This window comes from Kibdelosporangium banguiense (genome assembly GCF_017876405.1).
Classification (GTDB): Bacteria; Actinomycetota; Actinomycetes; order Mycobacteriales; family Pseudonocardiaceae; genus Kibdelosporangium; species Kibdelosporangium banguiense.
The window spans coordinates 4,665,404-4,685,050 of sequence record NZ_JAGINW010000001.1 but is presented as its reverse complement, the minus strand read 5'-3'; the positions used below and the strand labels follow the sequence as shown (position 1 = coordinate 4,685,050).

Sequence of the window (19,647 nt, the reverse complement as noted above, 5' to 3'; positions counted from 1 at the left end):
GACCAAGGGGTGACAAATTCAGCGCCTGTTGAAAAGTTTGCCCCCGCCGGTAATGATGGAGACGTGACAACAGGCGCGGATCAGCAAGAGGGTAAGCGGCGCGGCCGCAGACCGGCCGGCGCGGACACAAAGACCGCCCTGGTCGAAGCCGCTCGAGCAGTGTTCACCGAACAAGGCTACGAGGGCGCGACAGTCCGCGCGATCGCCAGACAGGCAGGCGTCGACCCAGCCATGGTCAACCACTGGTTCGGCGGAAAAGAAGGACTCTTCGCCCAAGCGGTCCTCCAACTGCCGGTCGACCCAGCCGTGATCGTCACCGAACTCATGAGCGGCGACATAGAAACGATCGGAGAACGCATCGTCCGCCGCTTCCTCACAGTCTGGGACAGCACCGGCGGCGGCCAATTCGCAGCCCTGGTACGCAGCGTCGCCAGCCACGAAATGGCCGTCACAGGCCTCCGCGACATCTTCCTGAAACAAATCTTCATCCGCGTCGCCGACAAGACAGGCGCCGACAACGCCATGTTCCGCGCAACCCTGGTGGCCAGCCAGCTCATCGGCATGGGCATGGTCCGCTACGTCGCCCGCTTCGAACCCCTGGCCAGCAACGACATCGACACACTGGTCGCAGCCGTCGGCCCCACCCTCCAACGCTACTTCACCGGCACCATCACCTGACCACCGGCTTTGGGTGTCCCCAATGCCACATTGGGGGCATCTGATGTCCCCAATGTGGCATTGGGGACACAGCAACCCCGTCAGTCGGTGAGGAGGAGGTCGGCGTCGAAGCAAGTGTGGTCACCCGTATGGCAGGCGGCGCCTTCTTGGGTGACGGTCAACAGGATTGTGTCGCCGTCGCAGTCGAGGCGGACTTCGTGGACTTGCTGCGTGTGGCCGGAGGTCTCGCCTTTGGTCCACAGTTTTTGGCGGCTTCGGCTGTAGTAGGTGGCTTTGCGAGTAGTGAGGGTGCGGTCGAGGGCTTCGTCGTTCATCCAGGCGACCATCAGGACTTCACCAGTGCCGCGTTGCTGAGCGACAGCGCAGACAAGACCGTCGGCGTTGCGTTTGAGGCGGGCGGCGATCTTGGGGTCGAGGCTCACTTGGGTGTCTCCAGGTAGTGGCGCGCGGGTTCGGTGTTCACGACGACGGCTGCGTAGATGTAGGCAGCGGTGAGTACGCCGGAAACTGCGCGGACCCACCAAGGGGCTGTGTCGGACAGCGCGATCACCAGATGCGCCACCGCGAACAGGGTCACCACGACCATCGTGACCACACGCACGAAGCGCAGCCGAAGAAGCAAACCGATACACACGGCGACGGCCAGAATCCCGGTGCCGATGGGAAACCGGACCGTAGTCGAGTCCCAGAACAACGCCACCAGGATGAACAGCAACGCCCCGGCGCCTACCACGCCGACAGCGACTTTGACCTCCGTCGGCGCGTTCATCGGACTTCGACTCCGCTGGTGCGCAACGCGCCCTTCACGTCACCGATCCGCAACTGTCCGAAGTGAAACACGCTCGCGGCGAGCACGGCGTCCGCGCCCGCTGCGACGGCCGGCGCGAAGTGCGAGGTCGCACCCGCGCCACCGCTGGCGATCAGCGGCACGTCCACCTGTGCCCGGACGAGTTTGATCAGTTCGATGTCGAAGCCGGCCTTCGTGCCGTCCGCGTCCATCGAGTTGAGCAGGATCTCGCCGACGCCGAGTTCCTGGCCACGTGCCGCCCACTCGGCTGCGTCGATGCCGGTGCCGCGCTTGCCGCCGTGCGTGGTCACCTCGAACCCCGATGGCGTGCCGCCGCCGCGCCTGGCATCGACCGACAGCACGATGCACTGGGCGCCGAAGCGTTGGGAGGCTTCGTGAAGAAGCTCGGGCCGGAGGATCGCCGCCGTGTTGATGCTGACTTTGTCCGCGCCCGCGCGCAGGAGCTTGTCGATGTCCTCGACCGCGCGTACGCCACCGCCGACAGTCAACGGGATGAACACCTGCTCAGCGGTCCGGCGGACCACATCGAAGGTTGTCTCCCGGTCCGAAGAGGACGCGGTGACGTCCAGGAAGGTCAGTTCGTCCGCGCCTTCCGCGTCGTACGCCGCGGCCAGCTCGACCGGATCGCCCGCGTCGACCAGGTCGGTGAAGTTGACGCCCTTGACCACCCTGCCTGCGTCGACGTCCAGACAGGGGATCACACGTACCGCAACAGCCATGGCGAAAGCCTACGTGGCACGCTTGGGCACATGGCACGTGCTGGGCGGCGACCCGGGCAGACCGAGACGCGTGAGCAGATCCTGACCGCGGCTCGGACCCAGTTCGCCGAGCTCGGCTACGACGGCGCCACCATCCGCGGGATCGCAGCGCGGGCTGAGGTGAACCCCGCGCTCGTGCACCATTTCTTCGGCACGAAGGAGCAGGTGTTCGTGGCCGCGCTGCAGCTGCCGATCGACCCCGCGTTCCTTGTTCCCGCGCTGCTCGATGGGCCGAAGTCGCAGTTCGGCGAGCGGTTCGTGCGGCTGTTTCTGACCGTCTGGGGCAACGCGGACACCCGGGCGCCGTTCCTGGCGATGATGCGTTCGGTCACGACGAACGAGCAGGCCGCGCGGATGCTGCGGCAGTTCCTCGAACGGCATGTGCTGGCCCGTATCGCCGCCGAACTGGACGTGCCCCAGGTCCGGTTGGCCGCCGCGGCCGCGCACATGGTCGGCCTGGCCATGTTCCGGTACGTCATCGGCATCGAGCCGCTCGCCAAGGCTGGTGACGACGAGATCGTGGCCATGGTCGGGCCCGTGATCCAGACGTACATCGACGGCTGAAACCCCACACGAGCTGTTGACACCGGAATTCCACGGGCGCAGAATTAAACGCATGGTTAATTCTGTCGTGGGCGTCCGGGGCCTGACGGTCCGCCGAGGCGGGCGGCCGGTGCTGCGGGGCGTGGATTTCGAGGTGGAACGAGGGTCGGTCACGGGGTTGCTCGGACCGAGCGGGTGTGGCAAGTCGACGCTGATGCGCGCGATCGTCGGCATACAGATCGTCGAGTCCGGCGCTGTCGAAGTGCTCGGCCTGCCCGCCGGGCATGCCGGGTTACGCGACCGGATCGGCTACGCGACGCAGAACCCCGCGCTCTACGGGGATCTGACGGTCACGGAAGCGTTGCGCTACTTCGCTTCCGTGCTGCACGCACCAAGATCCGACGTGCACCGGGTGATCACCGAGGTCGGTCTGGAAGATCATGCCAACGCGATGGTCGGCCAACTGTCCGGTGGCCAGAAATCCCGGGCCAGCCTGGCCGTGGCGTTACTCGGTTCGCCCGAACTGCTCGTCCTCGACGAGCCGACAGTCGGCCTTGATCCCGTTCTGCGCGAAGAGCTCTGGGCGCTGTTCCACAGCCTCGCCGCGAGCGGCGTGACACTGCTTGTTTCGAGTCACGTGATGGATGAAGCCGCACGCTGCCAACGGTTGCTGCTGATGCGGGAGGGACTTCTACTGGCCGACGACACCCCCGACGGCCTGCGGAGAAGGACCGAGACACAGGATGTCGAGCAGGCATTCCTCAGACTGATCAAGGAAAACGTATGAGCACCGCACGCCGTATCCTCGCCCAGCTCAGGCACGACCCCCGCACGGTGGCGATGATGCTGCTGATGCCGAGTCTGCTGATGGTGTTGCTGCGCTTCGTGTTCAACTCCGAGCAGGCGTTCAGCCGGGCGGCACCGGCGCTGCTCGGCGTGTTCCCGTTCATCATCATGTTCATGATCGCCTCGATCACCACGTTGCGGGAACGGACGAGCGGCACGCTCGAACGGCTGATGACCACGCCGATCGGCAAGCTGGACCTGATCTTCGGATACGCGCTGGCGTTCGGCTCGGTCGCAGTCCTGCAGGTGATCATCGCGACGACCGTGTCGGTGTCATGGCTCGGGCTTGAGGTGACCGGTCCACTATGGATTCTGATGATGATCGCAGTGCTCGACGCGCTGCTGGGCATGGCGCTCGGACTGTTCGTCAGCGCGTTCGCGCGTACCGAGTTCCAGGCGATCCAGTTCATGCCGGTGTTCGTGATGCCTCAGTTGCTCCTGTGTGGACTCTTTGTCCCACGGGATGAGATGGCGTCCTTGCTGACCTGGTTGTCCGACGTGATGCCGCTGTCCTACGCCGTGGACGCCCTGACGCATGTGACCCGGTCGGCTGATTTCACCGGCACCCTGGCCGGCAATCTGGTGATCATCCTCGGCTGCGCGGTCCTGGCGTTGGTCCTCGGCGCGGCAACGCTCAGACGCCGAACACCCTGATAAATTGGGTCAAGTGACATCGACTGGGGTTGTAGCGGCCGTGAGCCGTAGCAAGGAATACACGTTCAGCAAACCGAACGCCGACAGCATCACACTTGTCGCGGGGCTCGGCGTCGAGGGCGACGCGCACCAGGGTGAGACGGTGAAACACCGGTCGCGCATGGCCAGGGATCCCAGCCAGCCGAACCTCCGGCAGGTGCACCTGATCCACGCCGAACTGCACGACGAGCTGCGAGCAGCGGGATTCACCGTCGAACCGGGGCAAATCGGTGAGAACGTGACCACCCGGGGCATCGATCTGCTCGCGTTGCCCACGGGCACGCGGCTTTTCCTCGGCGAGGAGGCCGTGGTCGAGGTCACCGGGCTGCGCAATCCATGCCTGCAGCTGGACCACTTCCAGCGAGGCCTGCAGAAGGCCGTGCTGGACCGCGACGAAGAGGGCAACCTGGTCCGCAAGGCCGGAATCATGTCGATCGTGCTGACCGGCGGCGTGGTCAGGCCCGGCGACACGATCCGGGTCGAGCTGCCGGCCGAGCCACATTCCGCGCTGCAACCGGTCTAGCCTGCACGCGTGGATCAGGAGCTGGCCAGGCTGGCCGACAGCAAGTACGTGCTTGTCACGACGTTCCGCAAGGACGGCACCAAGGTCTCCACGCCGGTCTGGTCGGCGCGCGACGGCGAAGAGCTGATCTTCTGGACGCGCTCGGACTCCTGGAAGGTCAAGCGGTTGCGCCGCAACCAGAACGTCGAACTCGCCGAGTGCGACCTGCGCGGCAAACCCAAGAGCGAGCCGATCCCCGGTGTCGCCCGCCTGCTCGACGCGGCCGAGACCGCCCGGATGCGCCGCGTCATGGCCCGCAAGTACGGCCCGAGCGGCTGGCTGGTGATCTACAGCAGCCGGATCTTCCGTGGCGCGAAGGGCACACTCTGCTACGCCGTCACGTCGTCAACTTCAGGTTGACGACCCGTCATCGTCAACCTAAAGTTGACGCATGACAAACACACCCCGCCTCGGCGAACTCATCGACACAGTGGAGCGACTCCACCCGGACGGCGACCCGTTGAAACGGCTGAGCGACGCCGTGCTCATCGGCCAGCACCTCGACGAACTCGCCGACCACCTGATCGGCCACTTCGTCGACCGCGCACGGCACTCCGGCGCGTCCTGGACCGACATCGGCCAGAGCATGGGCGTGACCAAACAGGCCGCGCAGAAGAGATTCACACCCAACTCACCGGTCACCGCGGACGTCTCCCAGTTCGCCCGCTTCACCGACTACGCACGCAAGGCAACCGTTGCCTCACAACAGGAAGCGCTCCAGCTCAAGCACGCGGAGATCACGCCGGGGCACATCCTGCTCGGGTTGCTCACCGTGCCGGAGGGCCTGGCCGCGCGGGCGATCGTGTCGCTCGGCGGAACGCACGAACGCGTCCGCGAGCTGGTCACGTCGAAACTGGGCCCAGCCGTCGAGAACCCGCCCATCGGCCACATCCCGTTCACCGCCCAGTCCAAAAAGGTGCTCGAGCTGACCGCCCGCGAAGCACTCCGCCTCGGCCACCACTACGTTGGCACCGAACACATCCTGCTCGGCCTGCTGGCACTGGACGACACCTTCGCCAAGGACATCCTCCTCGAAGCCGGCGTCGACGTCACCGGCATCGAGACGATCATCCAGGCCGCGGTCAACGCGTCGCGGCAAGAGCCTCAGAAAGAGTGAATGCCCCGGCGTACAAGGCTTTTCCGACGATCGCGCCTTCCACGCCGTCCGGGCCGAGTGCCGCGATCGCGAGTAGGTCGTCCACACTGGACACTCCGCCGGACGCGATCACCGGTGCGTCGGTGCGGGCGCAGACCTCGCTCAGCAGCTCGAGGTTCGGTCCGCGCAGTGTGCCGTCCTTGCTGACGTCGGTGACCACGTAACGGCTGCAGCCATCGCGGTCGAGGCGGTCGAGCACGTCCCACAGGTCGCCGCCGTCCTGGGTCCAGCCGCGCGCGGAGAGCCGGTGCCCGGCCTCGGTGATCCGGACGTCCAGCCCGACCGCGACCTTGTCGCCGTACTCGGCCACCACTTTCGCGCACCACTCCGGGTGCTCCAGCGCGGCGGTGCCCAGGTTCACTCGACGGCAGCCGGTTGCCAACGCGGCCTTCAGCGACTCGTCGTCGCGGATGCCACCGGACAGTTCCACCTGGACATCCAGCTTGCCGACGACCTCGGCGAGCAGCTCACGGTTGGACCCACGGCCGAACGCGGCGTCGAGGTCCACCAGGTGGATCCACTCCGCGCCGTCGCGTTGCCAGGCCAGCGCGGCCTCCAGCGGGTCACCGTAGCCGGTCTCGGTACCGGCTTCGCCCTGCACAAGGCGGACGGCCAGGCCGTCGGCCACGTCAACGGCCGGGAGCAGCGTCAATGTCACGGCGAAGACTCTACTGCGCCATGGGCGGCAACCCACCCACCGGCCGACTGTGTATCCGCAATGGACAGACCACAATTCGTTACAGGAATCCCGGTGTAAAAATTCCCAACTACCGGCCCGCCTTCCGGATGGCCAGGATCTGAAACCGCAAGTGCGCGTCCCATCAAACCGAGAGATGACAATCATGCATTTGCTCAGATCATTTAGCCCCGGCAGACTATTGACAGCCGCAATCGCCTGCACGACCGCGGCTGTCGCCCTCGCAGCGCCGTCGGCAGCGGCCGAAACAGCATCGATCCGAACCGTTTCCGACGCGGTTCCGGACAGTTATATCGTCGTTCTGAAAGACCACACTGTCAGCACAGCAGACTCTCTGACCAGCAAGTACGGCGGTACTGTCACCTCGACTTGGCGGCACGCGCTGAACGGGTTCGCCGCCCGGATGAGCGCCAAGCAAGCGGCCCAGCTGGCGTCGAATCCGAACGTGTCCTTTGTTCAGGAAAATGGCCGGGTCGACATTCAGGACTCCCAGCCGAACCCGCCATCCTGGGGATTGGACCGGGTGGACCAGCGCCAGCAGGCCCGGGATGGCAGATACACTTTCGAAACACTGGCATCAAACGTCCGGGCATATGTCATCGACACCGGAATACGCACTTCGCACACCACGTTCGGCGGCCGCGCGAGCTGGGGTGTCAACACGATCGACGGCAACAACACCGACTGCAACGGCCACGGGACGCACGTCGCGGGCACGATCGGCGGCTCGCAGTACGGCGTGGCCAAGGGTGTCAGCCTGGTCGCGGTGAAGGTGCTGAACTGCTCCGGCGGCGGCACCTGGGAATCAGTCATCAGCGGTGTCAACTGGGTGACGGCGAACGCGGTCAAGCCGGCCGTGGCGAACATGAGCCTCGGCGGCGGCGCGAACGCCGCTGTCGACCAGGCCGTCGCGAACTCGATCAACTCCGGCATCACCTACGCCATCGCGTCGGCGAACGCCAATGCCAACGCGTGCAACTACTCCCCCGCACGCGTGCCCGCAGCGATCACCGTGAACGCATCTGACGTCAACGACCGCCGGGCCACCTTCTCCAACTGGGGAGGATGCACGGACATCTTCGCGCCTGGCGTGGACATCGTCTCGTCGTGGAGCACGTCCGACACCGCGACTGCCGAGATCGACGGAACATCCATGGCCAGCCCGCACGTGGCCGGTGCCGCTGCGCTCTGGCTCGCGGACCATCCGTACGACACACCGCCTTTGGTCACCGCAGCACTGCTGACCAACGCCACGCCCAACGTGATCACTGACCCGGCCGGGTCGCCGAATCTCCTGCTGTACGCGCCGGTTCCCAACGGTGTCACCGACATCAACGCCGACTACAACGCCGACGGCCGCGGCGACATCGCACTGAACGGTGTACCGGGCTGGGGATCGATCCCGACCGCATTCTCCGCGGGCAACGGCGGATTCAACGTCACCAACGCGGGCGTCGCCAACTTCGCGACCTGGTCCTCGTCGCCTGGCGTGAAAATCCTGCAGGGCGACTACAACGGCGACGGCCGTACCGACCTCGCTTTGACGGGCGTCGGCGGCTGGGGCTCCATCCCCGTGGCCTTCTCCAACGGCGACGGGAACTACACCATCACCAACGCGGCCGTGCCCGACTTCCCAGGCTGGGCAACCACTCCGGGTGTCAAGATCGTCACCGGTGACTTCAATGCCGACGGCCGCACGGACATCGCACTGACGGGCGGGAACGGCTGGGGCTCCATTCCGGTCGCCTTCTCGGCGGGCAACGGCGCGTTCAACGTCACCAACGCCGGCGTCGCCGACTTCCCGACCTGGGCCTCGTCGACCAACGTCAAAGTCGTGGCACGCGACTTCAACGCCGACGGCCGCACTGACCTCGCACTGACCGGCGTCAGCGGCTGGGGATCCATCCCAGTCGCCTTCTCCGCAGGAAACGGCGGATTCAACATCACCAACGCAGGCGTCCCGGACTTCCCGACGTGGGCCTCGACACCGAACGTGAAGCTGCTCACCGCCGACTTCAACAACGACGGCCGGACCGATCTCGCGCTGACCGGCGTCGCGGGCTGGGGCTCCATCCCGGTGGCCTTCTCCGCAGGCAATGGCGGGTTCAACGTCACCAACGCCGGGGTTGCCAACTTCCCGGGCTGGGCGACGACTGCCGGTGTGCGGATCGTGGCGAAGGACTTCAACGCCGACGGCCTGGCGGACATCTCGCTGAGCGGCGGCCTCAGCTGGGGCTCCATCCCAGTCGCGTTCTCGGCGGGCAACGGCGGATTCAACGTCACCAACGCGGGCGTCGCCGACTTCCCGACCTGGGCGTCGACTGGTGGCGTTGAGCTCGTCGCCCGCGACTTCAACGGCGACGGCCGGACTGACCTCGCGCTGACCGGTGTCAACGGCTGGGGATCCATCCCAGTCGCGTTCTCGGCGGGCAACGGCGGATTCAACGTCACCAACGCAGGCGTCGCCGACTTCCCGACGTGGGCCGCGACTCCGGGGGCACTGGTCCTATAGGGACCCGAGCCAGTTCTTGAGCAGGTGCGCACCGGCGTCACCGGACTTCTCCGGGTGGAACTGCGTCGCGGACAACGCACCGTTCTCCACAGCGGCAACAAAATCACAGCCGTGGTTCGCCCATGTCACGAGTGGGGGCTTGAACGTGGTGTCCGGCTCAAGCTCCCACTTGCGCACGCCGTACGAGTGCACGAAGTAGAACCGCGCGTCCTCCGGCAGACCGGCGAACAACGTCGTGTCCTGCGGAGCGCGGAGCGTGTTCCAGCCCATGTGCGGGACGACCTCGGCCTCGAGCCGCTCGACTGTGCCCGGCCACTGGTTGCAGCCCTCAGTCTCCTGCCCGTGCTCGATCCCGCGCTCGAACAAGATCTGCATCCCGACGCAGATGCCCAGCACTGGGCGCCCACCGGCCAGCCGCGTGTCCACCGTGCGATGCCCCGACACGGCCTTGAGGCCCTGCATGCAGGCAGCGAACGCCCCGACACCCGGGACCACCAGGCCATCCGCGTTCAACGCCGCATGGACGTCCGCGGTCACCTCGACGTCCGCGCCGACGCGCCGCAAGGCACGCTCGACGGAACGGAGATTGCCCGACCCGTAGTCCAACACGACAACGTTCACGGCCCAAAGCCTACCGGTTGGTCCGAACAGGTCACTCGACCCGAAACACCCGCAGGCCACGGCCCCGGCTGGAAAGCTGGGCAACCATGGTCCCCGAGGCAGTCCGCCGCATCCGCGAAGCCCGCGAAACCGGCGCCACCACCCTGGATCTGTCCAGTCTCCGGCTGCGTGAACTGCCGCCTGCACTCGCTGGGATGACCGATCTCACCGAACTCAAACTCAACACCAACCGGCTGGCGGAGCTTCCCGGCTGGATCGCCGGCCTGCCTGCGCTGACGAAGCTCGACATCCGGGCCAACGACTTCAAGGTCTTCCCGCAGCCCGTTCTCCGGCTGCGGAACCTGACATCGCTGCTCAGCAACTTCAACAAGTTCGCCGCCATACCACCTGAGCTGGGCGAGCTCACCCAGCTGACCGAGCTTGCACTGGGCAACGCGGGTGCCACCGAGGTCCCGGTATGGCTGTCCTTGCTGCCTGACCTGGTCAGGCTCAACATCGGCAGCGGGAAGGTGACCAGGCTCCCCGACTGGCTCGCCGGGATGAATCGGCTGCGCGTGCTGACCGTGAGCGAGAACCCGTTGGAGCAGTTGCCGCACTGGGTCGGCGACTTCACCGAGCTGACTGCCCTCTGCGCCCAGGAATGCGGCCTGACCAGCCTGCCTGACTCCCTGACCGGGCTGAGGCACCTGGCGCGGCTGGACATCCGCTACAACAACCTGGATGGACTCCCGGGCTGGATCAGCGCCTTCCCGGCACTGCGCGACCTGCATGTCGACGGCAACCGGCTGACCGGCATCCCACCGGTCAGGGGCCTGCGCAGGTTGTCCTTCGCCACGAACAAACTGTCCCGGGTGCCCGACTGGCTGGCCGGTCAGACGGGCCTCACCGAACTGTCTCTCGGCGACAACGAGATCACCGAGCTGCCCACGTGGCTGGCCGCGATGACCGGCCTGCGGGAGCTGACGATCAACGGTTGCGGGCTCATCGCCCTGCCCGAATGGCTGGCCGAGCTCACCCAGCTGACCCTCCTCTACGCCAAGTCCAACGGCCTGGTCGAGATTCCCGGCTGGATCAGCGGGCTCTCCCGGTTGGTGTGGCTGGACTTCAGCGAGAACCGCCTGCATGAGCTGCCCGCCCGGTTCGCCGATCTGACTGAGCTGAGGTATCTGTTCCTGAGCGAGAACAGGTTCACCGAGGTACCCGGCTGCCTGGCGGGGATGACCGGGCTGAGAACACTCAACATGAATCGCAACTACCTGACGGATCTGCCGCGATGGCTGCCGGATCTGCGTAACCTGCAGACACTGGTGATGTACGGCAACCAGCTGACCAACCTGCCTGAGGCCATCGGCGAGCTGCGTGGACTGGACAGCATCTACGCCGGGCGCAACAAGCTGACCGCCCTGCCGGAGAGCATCGGCACCCTTCCCGAACTGGATCACCTTGCGGTGCTGGACAACGAGATCGGCGTGCTGCCCGACAGCTTCGCCGACCTGAAGACGTTGCGGTACCTGGAGCTGTCCAACAACCTCATCGGTCATCTGCCGGACTGGCTGACCGATCTGCCCAGGCTCACCGATCTCTTCGTCGCGGGCAATCCCCTCATCAGTCCGCCGCCGGAGATCGCCGACGGGACCGGCTCGGCGATGGCGTTCCTCCGGGCGCGGATGCAGGGATCCGAGGCACAGTGGAGTTCCAAGCTGCTGGTCGTGGGCGAGGGCGGGGTCGGCAAGACGTCGCTGGTGAAGGCGTTGAGCGGAGAGACCTTCGACCCGCAAGAGCCGTCCACGCACGGGCTGCAGATCCTCGATCTCCCGCTGGCGCACCCGCATCTTGCCGACGTCGATATGACGCTGTCCGCGTGGGACTTCGGCGGGCAGGAGATCTACCACGCCACGCACCAGTTCTTCCTGACCAACCGGTCGCTGTTCCTGCTGCTGTGGAACTCCCGGCACGGCTGGGAGCAGGGCAAACTGCGGTACTGGCTGGACATCATCTCCGCGCGGGCCCCGGAGTCGCCGATCATCCTGGTCGCCACCCACATCACCGACCGGCCGGTCGATCTGCCGCTGGACGATCTGCAACGTGAATACAGAATGATCGTGGGCAGTATGTCGGTGGACAACGAGACTGCCACCGGAATCGAGGCGCTGCGCACGTGCTTGGCCGATGCCGCGGCCGACCTGCCGCTGATGGGGTCCGAATGGCCGGTCACGTGGCTCAACGGCGCGGCCGTGCTGCGCGGCTCGGAGCACAAGCACTGCACTCCGGAGCGGATGTGGCGGATGATGGCGTCGGTCGGCCTGGAAGATCCGGTGCAGCAGCGGTACATCGCCCGGGCCTTGCACGAGCTGGGCGACATTCTTTACTACAGCGAGGATCCCGAGCTGTGCCGGACCGTGATCCTCAAGCCGGAATGGGTCAACGAGTACATCAGCAAAGTGCTCGACAGCGAAGAAGTGGCCGCTTCGCACGGGCTGTTGTCGCGTGAGCACCTCAACGAGCTCTGGTGGGATCTCGATCAGGGCATGCGGGACCATTTCCTTGGCATGATGGACAAGTACGACCTGTCGTACCGGGTCGACGGGCGTCCGGACGATGTCAGCCTTGTGGTGGAACGGCTTTCGTGGAACCCTCCGACGTACCAGCAGCAGTGGGACGCTTTGGCCGGCTCGCAGGAGATTCGCGTTCTGTACCGGCTGAACACGATGCCTCCGGGCATTCCGACGTGGTTCATCGCGCGATCGCACCGATTCAGCACCAACACTCACTGGCGTACGGGTGCGCTGTTGAAAAATGGCGAGCAGACCGCCCTGGTCCGGGCTGACACTCACCGAAAGACCGTGGAACTCACGGTTCGCGGGCCGTCACCCGCGGCTTTCTTCTCCGTCTTGGATGACGGGCTGAACCGCACTCTGGAACGCTTCCCTGGCTTGGAGATCGACCGTCAGGTGCCGTGCCGCTGCGAAGCCGGATGCACCGAGCTGTACAACTACGACAATCTCAGCAAACGACTGTCCCGGGTTCCGCCGCGGCACGACATCGAGTGCCACCATTCCGGCGAACTCGTTGACATACCCGGGCTTCTGCTCGGACTCGCGCCGTCCGAACGGGACATGACCCGGATGAGCCTCGACCAGATCGCCCGGACCATCACCCGCATCGAGGACAAAGTAGACGGAAATGCCGAATACAATCAGCGAATGTTCATGCGGCTGCAACACATCGCCCAGCTGCAACAGGAGACCCGCTGCCCCAGCGTGTTCGCCTTGGTGTCGGTCAAGGGAAAACGCCGCTACGAACTGAGGCTCTACTGTGAGGAACCCGGCGCCTGGCACCGGCTGCCCGAAACGGAGGGCTGCTACCCGATCCGGCAGCCCGCCGAATGGTTCCGCAAGGCCGGCCCATACCTACGAGGCGTGCTCAAGGTCCTCAAACACGCGGCGCCGCTGGCCGGGCCGATCCTCGGCATAGCCGTGGACCAGCTCGACAGCCAGCTCAAGTCCGACTGCGACCTGATGAAGGAACTCGCCGCCCAGATGCCCTCCGACCTGAGCACAGACGACGAACTGCGGGGCTACGGCCACACCCCCTCAGCCCGCGCCGGCACCGACGCCGACTTCCGTTTCCTCGAAGCCATGCTCCTCGAGCTGGACCCCAACCGCACCTGGGGCGGCCTCTCCCGCACAACCACCCCGGAAGGCCTCACCCTGTACCTCTGCAGCGAACACCGAAAGTCCTACCTCCCCTGATGCGAAGGGGGATGCCCCCAAGTGGCGTCGGGCTACGAGTTCCAACAATCAAACAGACGGGTCGGCGAGCGCTGCGACTGCTCGCCGACGGTAGCGCTCATCGAAATCCGGGTCTTTGGCAAGGACCCGGAAGGCCGAGGCTTCAGAATCACCACCGAGCAGGTCTAGTTCGTACGCAGCTTCGAATCGCTGGCTTGAGGCCAAGTGTGTGTCAGTCACCATGCGCCACAACACCGAACGTGCCTCCGTAGTGCCGCGGGCAGCCTCCTCGCCGAGGAGGGCAATAAGGCTGGCGGAGAACTGCTGTCTCACCAATTCCTGATATACCGATTCTCCTCCACTGATGACGGCAAGGGCGGCGGCGTTTGCTCGCGTGCCCTCGGCAAGGTGCCTGTTCTGGACGATGAGTAGAAATCCTTCGAGAATCTCGTCGTCTGCGTCAGGTATGGCATCGATGGCGTCCGCGTCACTGTCGGGGAACTCCCAGTCAGGGAAGTCGTTGCGCTTCATCAGGAATCCCATCGCTGCGGCCGCGGCAGGGCTTGAACCGCTGGCTTCCGCGATGGCCGCGATGCGCAAATCGTCTGTCAGGTCCGCATCGACGGCCATACCCAGCAGACGTGCTACCCCTTCGGGGTGCATGAGATCCCGCAGTGTGCGGATCGTGCCCCACTGGTGATGAAGGTCCATGACAGCACCGTCGGTGACCGTGGCGAGCTCCGCAGTAGCCTTCGGCCCGATCGGTACGCCTGCTGCCCAAAGTCGACGGACCAGTTGCCAGCTATGGTCCGGTGACATGCGCACCAGTTGGGCGAGGAGGGAATCTGCGTCCTTGCCTCTGGTCTCCCACAGGTCGATCAAGAACATGGGAAGTTGTGAGACTTGGAAGAACCTCGCGCTCTCGAACCTACTGGACGAATGGTTCGCAGCGAGCGTGTCGATGATCCGATTGAGCGTGCGCGTACTGAAGCCCTGCGAGCTGGTCACGTCCAGTCCGGGTCAGATAGCCGGTAGACCCGAGCAGATAGACGGCCTGGCGGCGAAGAAGTGCCTCACCTGCGTGGTACTGCGCTCCGCGACGGTCAGCAGGTGATCAAGGAATCGGATCCGTTCGTGCTCACTACTGCGCGTGGGACAGAGGTGACTGCGGATTCGACCAATGCGCTGGCGCTGGAGTCCGCCGTGCGACGGCAGGGCCGGGAGCGGGTCCGGCTGTGTGCGTCTCACAGGTTGGTACGGACGCAGCCGTTTCCGGAGGCATGGCTGTCACATTTCCGGCTGCTCGCGCTCACCGTCGCCGGGCGGGATGAGGGCTCGTTCCGGTTCGAGACCGAAAGCCTTCACGACCAGCTTGAGGCGCTGTTGACGCTGGTCAGCCACCTGCCGGAGGTTCGCGTGGCGATCACTGATCTGACCGGCAACCGTACGGATGTCCCGCAGGAGCGGGTGCTGACCCCGCTGGCGGAGAAGTTTCCGCAGGTGGAGGTCGTTTTCGATCAAGAGAGGACCAGGGGCCGGGGGTACTACGTCGACGCTTGCTTCGAGCTTCTCGCCCGGGGAATCTCGCTGGCAGACGGCGGTTTCACCACGTGGACGCGCCAACTGCTCGGCAATGCCAAGGAACGGCTGCTGACCGGCGGACTTGGCCTGGACAACATGCACGCCAACTTCGGTCCGCGCAGGCCGGACCTTTACCCTTGAGCCATGCTCAGCCGCATCGATCTGCGTGGCCGTGTGCCGTCGCCCGCCGAACTGCGGGCAGTCCTGCCCCGGGCGGAAACGGACGTGGACGCGGTCATGGACCGCGTGCGACCGCTGGTCGAGGCGATCCATCATCGCGGCGTCGATGCCGCGCTGGACTTCACTGAGCAGTTCGACAACGTCCGGCCCGCCGCCATCCGCGTGCCTGCCGAGGAGCTGGCCAAGGCCGAGCGCGAACTGGACCCGGCGGTCCGGGACGCCCTGCTCGAGTCCATCAAGCGCGCCCGTCTGGTGCACGCCGAACAGCGGCGCAAAGACACGACCACGCAGGTTGTACCTGGCGGGACGGTCACAGAGCGTTGGGTCCCCGTACAGCGCGTAGGCCTGTACGCGCCTGGCGGCCTCGCGGTGTATCCGTCCAGTGTGGTCATGAACGTCGTTCCGGCGCAGACCGCCGGTGTCGAATCGCTTGTGGTCTGCTCGCCCCCGCAGGCCGGTTTCGGTGGCCTGCCGCACCCGACGGTGCTCGCTGCGTGCGCGTTGCTCGGTGTTGAAGAGGTGTGGGGCATCGGCGGCGCTCAGGCCGTGGCATTGCTGGCCTATGGCGGAACGGACACCGACGGCACCGAGTTGACGCCGGTGGACATGGTCACGGGACCCGGCAACATCTATCTCACGGCCGCGAAACGCTTGCTGCGTGGGCTGATCGGGATCGACGCCGAGGCCGGCCCGACCGAGATCGCGATCCTGGCCGACGAGACGGCCGACCCTGTGCACGTGGCCGCCGACCTGATCAGCCAGGCCGAGCACGACACCTTGGCCGCAAGTGTCCTCGTGACCACGTCCGAACAGCTGGCCGACGCGGTGGACGCCGCGCTCGTCGGTCAGGTTGGCGCGACCAAGCATTCGTCGCGCGTTTCGACTGCGTTGTCCGGCAAGCAATCCGGCTGCGTGCTGGTGTCCGATATAGACACTGGACTGAAGGTTGTGGATTCGTACGCCGCCGAGCACCTGGAGATCCAGACGGCCGACGCGCGAGCGGTCGCGGCGAGGGTACGTAACGCGGGTGCGGTCTTCATCGGCGCGTATTCGCCTGTTTCGCTTGGGGATTACTGCGCGGGCTCGAACCACGTCCTGCCGACGAGCGGCTGTGCGCGACATTCTTCCGGCCTGTCGGTGCAGACGTTCCTGAAGGGCATCCACGTCGTGGACTACTCGCAGGACGCGCTGCGTGACGTCGCGAGCCAGGTGATCGCCCTGGCCAATGCCGAAGACCTCCCCGCGCACGGCCAGGCCGTCGCCGCAAGATTCGAGAGCCGATGAAGGACGTACGACTAGAGGACTTGCCGCTCCGTGAGGATCTGCGCGGCCGCACGCCGTATGGCGCGCCGCAGCTGGATGTCCCGGTCCGGTTGAACACCAACGAGAACCCGTACCCGCCGCCGCCCGAACTGGTCGCCGATCTCACCAAAGCGGTCGAGGAGGTCGCGTGGGGGCTGCACCGGTATCCCGACCGGGACGCCGTGGCGCTGCGCGAAGATCTTGCCGCCTACATCACCCGGGACACAGGATTTCCGGTCACGGCCGCGAATGTGTGGGCGGCCAACGGTTCCAACGAGATTCTGCAGCAAATCCTGCAGGCCTTCGGCGGGCCCGGCCGGACCGCGCTCGGGTTCGAGCCGTCCTACTCGATGCACCCGATCATCGCCGCGGGCACCCGGACCGAATGGGCCCCGACGCCCCGGCGTGCCGACTTCTCTCTGGACACCGTCGAAGCGGCTCGGATCGTGCAGGAGCGCAAGCCGGACGTCACGTTCGTGACCAGCCCGAACAACCCGACCGGGCAGTCAGTCCCCGTAGACGAGCTGCGGACGCTGGTCGAGGCGACGCCCGGGATCGTCGTGGTGGACGAGGCCTACGCCGAGTTCTCGTCCCAGCCCAGCGCGGTGTCGCTGCTGGAGGACTTCGGCCACAAGCTGATCGTGTGCCGCACGATGAGCAAGGCGTTCGCGTTCGCCGGTGGCCGCCTCGGTTATCTGATCGCAGCGCCCGCAGTGGTCGACGCGTTGCAGCTGGTTCGCTTGCCATACCACCTTTCCCTGCTCACGCAGGCCGCCGCGCGAGCCGCGCTCAGGCACGCGGACGCGACGCTGACCTCGGTCGCCAAGCTCGCAGCGGAACGTGAGCGTGTGATGGAAGCGTTGCGTGGCATGGGTTTCCAAGTCGTGCCGAGCGACTCCAACTTCGTGCTGTTCGGACTGTTCGAACCCGGTGCCTGGCAGGCCTATCTGGACCGCGGCGTGCTGATCCGGGATGTCGGAATCGAGAAGCACCTGCGTGTCTCCATCGGCACGCCCGAGGAGAACGACGCATTCCTGGCTGTGAGTAAGGAGATCGCGTGAACCGGATCGGGAAGATCGAACGGACCACCAAGGAGTCGTCCGTACACGTCGAGATCGACCTGGACGGCTCAGGCAAGCTCGACATCGGCACCGGCGTGCCGTTCTACGACCACATGCTGACCGCGTTCGGCGCGCACGGCTCGTTCGACCTGGTCGTGCGTGCCACCGGCGATGTCGAGATCGACGCGCACCACACCGTCGAGGACGTCGCGATCGTGCTCGGCCAGGCGATTCGCGAAGCCCTGGGCGACAAGGCAGGCATCCGCCGGTTCGGCGACTCCTGGATCCCGATGGACGAAACCCTCGCGCACGCGGCGGTCGACGTCTCCGGCCGGCCGTACTGCGTGCACGTCGGCGAGCCTGAGCAGTTCAACACGTTCACCATCGGCGGCAACTACCCGTTCGTGCTCAACCGGCACGTCTTCGACTCACTCGCGTTCCACGCCGGGATCGCGCTGCACGTCCGCGTGATCCACGGCCGCGACCCGCACCACATCACCGAGGCCCAGTTCAAGGCCGTGGCCAGGGCGTTGCGCGCCGCCGTCGAGCCTGACCCTAGGGTGAGCGGCGTCCCGTCAACGAAGGGTGTCCTGTAGTGCCCAAGGAAATCCCCGTCATCGGCCTGGTCATCCTCGCCGGATTCCTGGCCGGCGGCGTGTACGCGGCCTGGAAGACCGCCCGGGTCTTCGCCATGCTGCTCGGCGCCCTCGCCGTGCTCGCGCTCGGGGGAGCCGTCGCCTGGATGTTGTAGGTAGCGTCAAGGTGTGATCGATCTTGACGCGGTGCGTGCGGACACCCCTGGCTGCCATGACCTGGTCTTTCTCGATAGTGCGGGCTCGTCGTTACCGCCTGCGCCCGTGCTTCGCGAGGTGCAGGCGCATCTGCAGCGCGAGTCCGAGGTAGGCGGCTACCGGGCCGCCTCGGAACGTGCGGACGACTTGGCGGCGGGTTACGCGGTCTTCGCGGAGTTCCTGGGCTGTGAGCCGCATGAGGTGGCGTTCACGGACAGTGCGACGCGCTCATGGCTGGCGGCGCTTGACGCGATTTCGTTGAAGCCTGGTGACCGGGTGCTGGTGACTGAGGCCGAGTACCACAGCAATGCGCTGGCGCTGCTGCATCTCGGCCACCAGATTGAGCCCATTCCGTCGGACGAGACCGGCGCAGTGGATGTGCAGGCCTTGAAGGCGATGGTGGACGAGCGCGTCAAGCTCGTGTCGCTGGTGCACGTGCCGACCAACGGTGGGCTGGTCAACCCGGTCAAGGAAGTGGCCGAGATCGCACATTCCGTGGGTGCGTTGGTTCTGCTCGACGCGTGCCAGTCGATCGGACAGTTGCCGGTCGACGCGGCCGGACTGGGTGTGGACATTGTGTCGGGGACCGGCCGGAAGTGGCTGCGTGCGCCGCGTGGGACCGGGGTTCTGGTGGTGCGCGATCAGGTTGGACTGCGGCCGCGGCTGATCGATGGTACGGCCGCACTCTGGGAGTCGCCGGACAAGTTCACGTTGTCGCCGGGCGCCAAGGGGTTCGAGCTGTGGGAGTACGGCGTCGCCGAGCGGCTGGGCATGATCGCGGCCGCTCGCTACGCGATGTCGTTGGGGATCGAGGAGATCGCTGCGGCCGTGCAGGAGCGGGCGAAGCTCACCAGGTCCCTGCTGTCCGAGGTGCCCGGCGTGACTGTGCACGATCTGGGCAGCCGGCAGTGCGGGATCGTGACCTTCGATGTGGCTGGGAGGGAAGCCGAAGAGGTGCGTGACCGGTTGTGGGAGCGCGGCATCGCGGTGACGGTCTCGTACGCAAGCTCGACGCAGTACGACATGACCCGCCGCGGCCTGGACAAGCTGGTCCGGGCGTCGCCGCACTACTTCGTCTCCGGGGAGCAGATCGCCCGGTTCGCAGACGCCTTGACTGACGTGTAACC

The 19,647-nt window shown here is 65.9% G+C and carries 21 protein-coding genes; 15 read left to right on the top strand and 6 right to left on the bottom strand.

All coding sequences use genetic code 11. The features are described from left to right. Positions 1-63: 63 nt before the first annotated feature. Positions 64-678: a TetR/AcrR family transcriptional regulator gene (locus JOF56_RS22230; protein ID WP_209641166.1), complete on the top strand. Its 615-nt coding sequence runs from the start codon at positions 64-66 to the stop codon at positions 676-678. Between the two features lie 80 nt (positions 679-758). Here the strand turns inward: JOF56_RS22230 and hisI are convergent, their stop codons facing one another. Genes hisI through hisF form a run of 3 tightly spaced genes read right to left on the bottom strand, consistent with a single transcriptional unit; the run spans position 759 to position 2,205 of the window. Continuing rightward, on the bottom strand, positions 759-1,100 hold the full coding sequence (gene hisI / locus JOF56_RS22225) for a phosphoribosyl-AMP cyclohydrolase (protein WP_209641164.1): 342 nt from the start codon (positions 1,098-1,100) through the stop codon (positions 759-761). Continuing rightward, positions 1,097-1,447, bottom strand: coding sequence for a hypothetical protein (locus JOF56_RS22220; protein WP_209641163.1), 351 nt, complete (start codon positions 1,445-1,447; stop codon positions 1,097-1,099). Before JOF56_RS22220 ends, hisI begins: the two co-directional genes overlap by 4 nt. Next, positions 1,444-2,205 (bottom strand): imidazole glycerol phosphate synthase subunit HisF, encoded by a 762-nt coding sequence (hisF, locus tag JOF56_RS22215; RefSeq protein ID WP_209641161.1) that lies wholly within the window; start codon positions 2,203-2,205, stop codon positions 1,444-1,446. The genes JOF56_RS22220 and hisF overlap by 4 nt, the downstream gene beginning before the upstream one ends. Positions 2,206-2,235: 30 nt before the next feature. On the opposite strand from hisF, the gene JOF56_RS22210 reads away from it, so the two are divergent. From JOF56_RS22210 to JOF56_RS22185, 6 genes are read left to right on the top strand one after another with little or no spacing between them, the layout of a single operon-like run. Beyond that, entirely contained in the window at positions 2,236-2,808 is a 573-nt protein-coding gene (locus tag JOF56_RS22210; RefSeq protein ID WP_209641159.1) for a TetR/AcrR family transcriptional regulator, read from the top strand. 52 nt (positions 2,809-2,860) lie between these two features. Next, the gene (locus JOF56_RS22205) at positions 2,861-3,574 is read left to right on the top strand and encodes an ABC transporter ATP-binding protein (protein ID WP_209641157.1); all 714 of its coding nucleotides are present in this window, start codon (positions 2,861-2,863) and stop codon (positions 3,572-3,574) included. Further along, the gene (locus tag JOF56_RS22200; RefSeq protein WP_209641155.1) at positions 3,571-4,287 is read left to right on the top strand and encodes an ABC transporter permease; all 717 of its coding nucleotides are present in this window, start codon (positions 3,571-3,573) and stop codon (positions 4,285-4,287) included. Before JOF56_RS22205 ends, JOF56_RS22200 begins: the two co-directional genes overlap by 4 nt. Positions 4,288-4,327: 40 nt before the next feature. Then, a complete protein-coding gene (locus JOF56_RS22195; protein WP_307855210.1) occupies positions 4,328-4,849 on the top strand; it encodes an MOSC domain-containing protein in 522 nt (173 codons plus the stop codon). Positions 4,850-4,858: 9 nt separating this feature from the next. Next, positions 4,859-5,248: a PPOX class F420-dependent oxidoreductase gene (locus JOF56_RS22190; protein WP_209641153.1), complete on the top strand. Its 390-nt coding sequence runs from the start codon at positions 4,859-4,861 to the stop codon at positions 5,246-5,248. A 31-nt stretch (positions 5,249-5,279) separates the two neighbouring features. Continuing rightward, positions 5,280-6,005, top strand: a complete 726-nt coding sequence (locus tag JOF56_RS22185; RefSeq protein ID WP_209641151.1) for a Clp protease N-terminal domain-containing protein — start codon at positions 5,280-5,282, stop codon at positions 6,003-6,005. Here JOF56_RS22185 and priA read toward each other — a convergent pair. Then, positions 5,971-6,702, bottom strand: a complete 732-nt coding sequence (priA, locus tag JOF56_RS22180) for a bifunctional 1-(5-phosphoribosyl)-5-((5-phosphoribosylamino)methylideneamino)imidazole-4-carboxamide isomerase/phosphoribosylanthranilate isomerase PriA (RefSeq protein WP_209641149.1) — start codon at positions 6,700-6,702, stop codon at positions 5,971-5,973. The genes JOF56_RS22185 and priA overlap by 35 nt on opposite strands. 220 nt (positions 6,703-6,922) lie before the next feature. Here priA and JOF56_RS22175 point away from each other — a divergent pair, with 220 nt between their 5' ends. Next, positions 6,923-9,253 carry a S8 family serine peptidase gene (locus JOF56_RS22175; RefSeq protein ID WP_245378349.1) on the top strand — a complete coding sequence of 777 codons (2,331 nt, stop codon included), beginning with the start codon at positions 6,923-6,925 and terminating at the stop codon, positions 9,251-9,253. Here JOF56_RS22175 and hisH read toward each other — a convergent pair. Then, the gene (gene hisH, locus JOF56_RS22170) at positions 9,248-9,874 is read right to left on the bottom strand and encodes an imidazole glycerol phosphate synthase subunit HisH (RefSeq protein ID WP_209641145.1); all 627 of its coding nucleotides are present in this window, start codon (positions 9,872-9,874) and stop codon (positions 9,248-9,250) included. The two genes, JOF56_RS22175 and hisH, sit on opposite strands and share 6 nt — an antisense overlap. An 86-nt stretch (positions 9,875-9,960) precedes the next feature. On the opposite strand from hisH, the gene JOF56_RS22165 reads away from it, so the two are divergent. Then, positions 9,961-13,626, top strand: coding sequence for a leucine-rich repeat domain-containing protein (locus JOF56_RS22165; RefSeq protein ID WP_209641143.1), 3,666 nt, complete (start codon positions 9,961-9,963; stop codon positions 13,624-13,626). Between the two features lie 48 nt (positions 13,627-13,674). Here JOF56_RS22165 and JOF56_RS22160 read toward each other — a convergent pair whose 3' ends face one another. After that, positions 13,675-14,613 (bottom strand): hypothetical protein, encoded by a 939-nt coding sequence (locus JOF56_RS22160; RefSeq protein ID WP_209641141.1) that lies wholly within the window; start codon positions 14,611-14,613, stop codon positions 13,675-13,677. Positions 14,614-14,715: 102 nt separating this feature from the next. Between JOF56_RS22160 and JOF56_RS22155 the strand changes: the two genes are divergently transcribed. From JOF56_RS22155 to JOF56_RS22130, 6 genes are read left to right on the top strand one after another with little or no spacing between them, the layout of a single operon-like run. Next, on the top strand, positions 14,716-15,327 hold the full coding sequence (locus tag JOF56_RS22155; RefSeq protein WP_209641139.1) for a hypothetical protein: 612 nt from the start codon (positions 14,716-14,718) through the stop codon (positions 15,325-15,327). 3 nt (positions 15,328-15,330) lie between these two features. Next, positions 15,331-16,650: a histidinol dehydrogenase gene (gene hisD / locus JOF56_RS22150; protein WP_209641137.1), complete on the top strand. Its 1,320-nt coding sequence runs from the start codon at positions 15,331-15,333 to the stop codon at positions 16,648-16,650. After that, the gene (locus JOF56_RS22145; RefSeq protein WP_209641135.1) at positions 16,647-17,729 is read left to right on the top strand and encodes a histidinol-phosphate transaminase; all 1,083 of its coding nucleotides are present in this window, start codon (positions 16,647-16,649) and stop codon (positions 17,727-17,729) included. The genes hisD and JOF56_RS22145 overlap by 4 nt, the downstream gene beginning before the upstream one ends. Continuing rightward, positions 17,726-18,325: an imidazoleglycerol-phosphate dehydratase HisB gene (hisB, locus tag JOF56_RS22140; protein ID WP_209641133.1), complete on the top strand. Its 600-nt coding sequence runs from the start codon at positions 17,726-17,728 to the stop codon at positions 18,323-18,325. Before JOF56_RS22145 ends, hisB begins: the two co-directional genes overlap by 4 nt. Continuing rightward, on the top strand, positions 18,325-18,480 hold the full coding sequence (locus JOF56_RS22135) for a CG2302 family histidine operon protein (RefSeq protein ID WP_209641131.1): 156 nt from the start codon (positions 18,325-18,327) through the stop codon (positions 18,478-18,480). Before hisB ends, JOF56_RS22135 begins: the two co-directional genes overlap by 1 nt. 13 nt (positions 18,481-18,493) lie before the next feature. Further along, positions 18,494-19,645: an aminotransferase class V-fold PLP-dependent enzyme gene (locus JOF56_RS22130; protein WP_307855209.1), complete on the top strand. Its 1,152-nt coding sequence runs from the start codon at positions 18,494-18,496 to the stop codon at positions 19,643-19,645. Positions 19,646-19,647 lie beyond the last annotated feature (2 nt).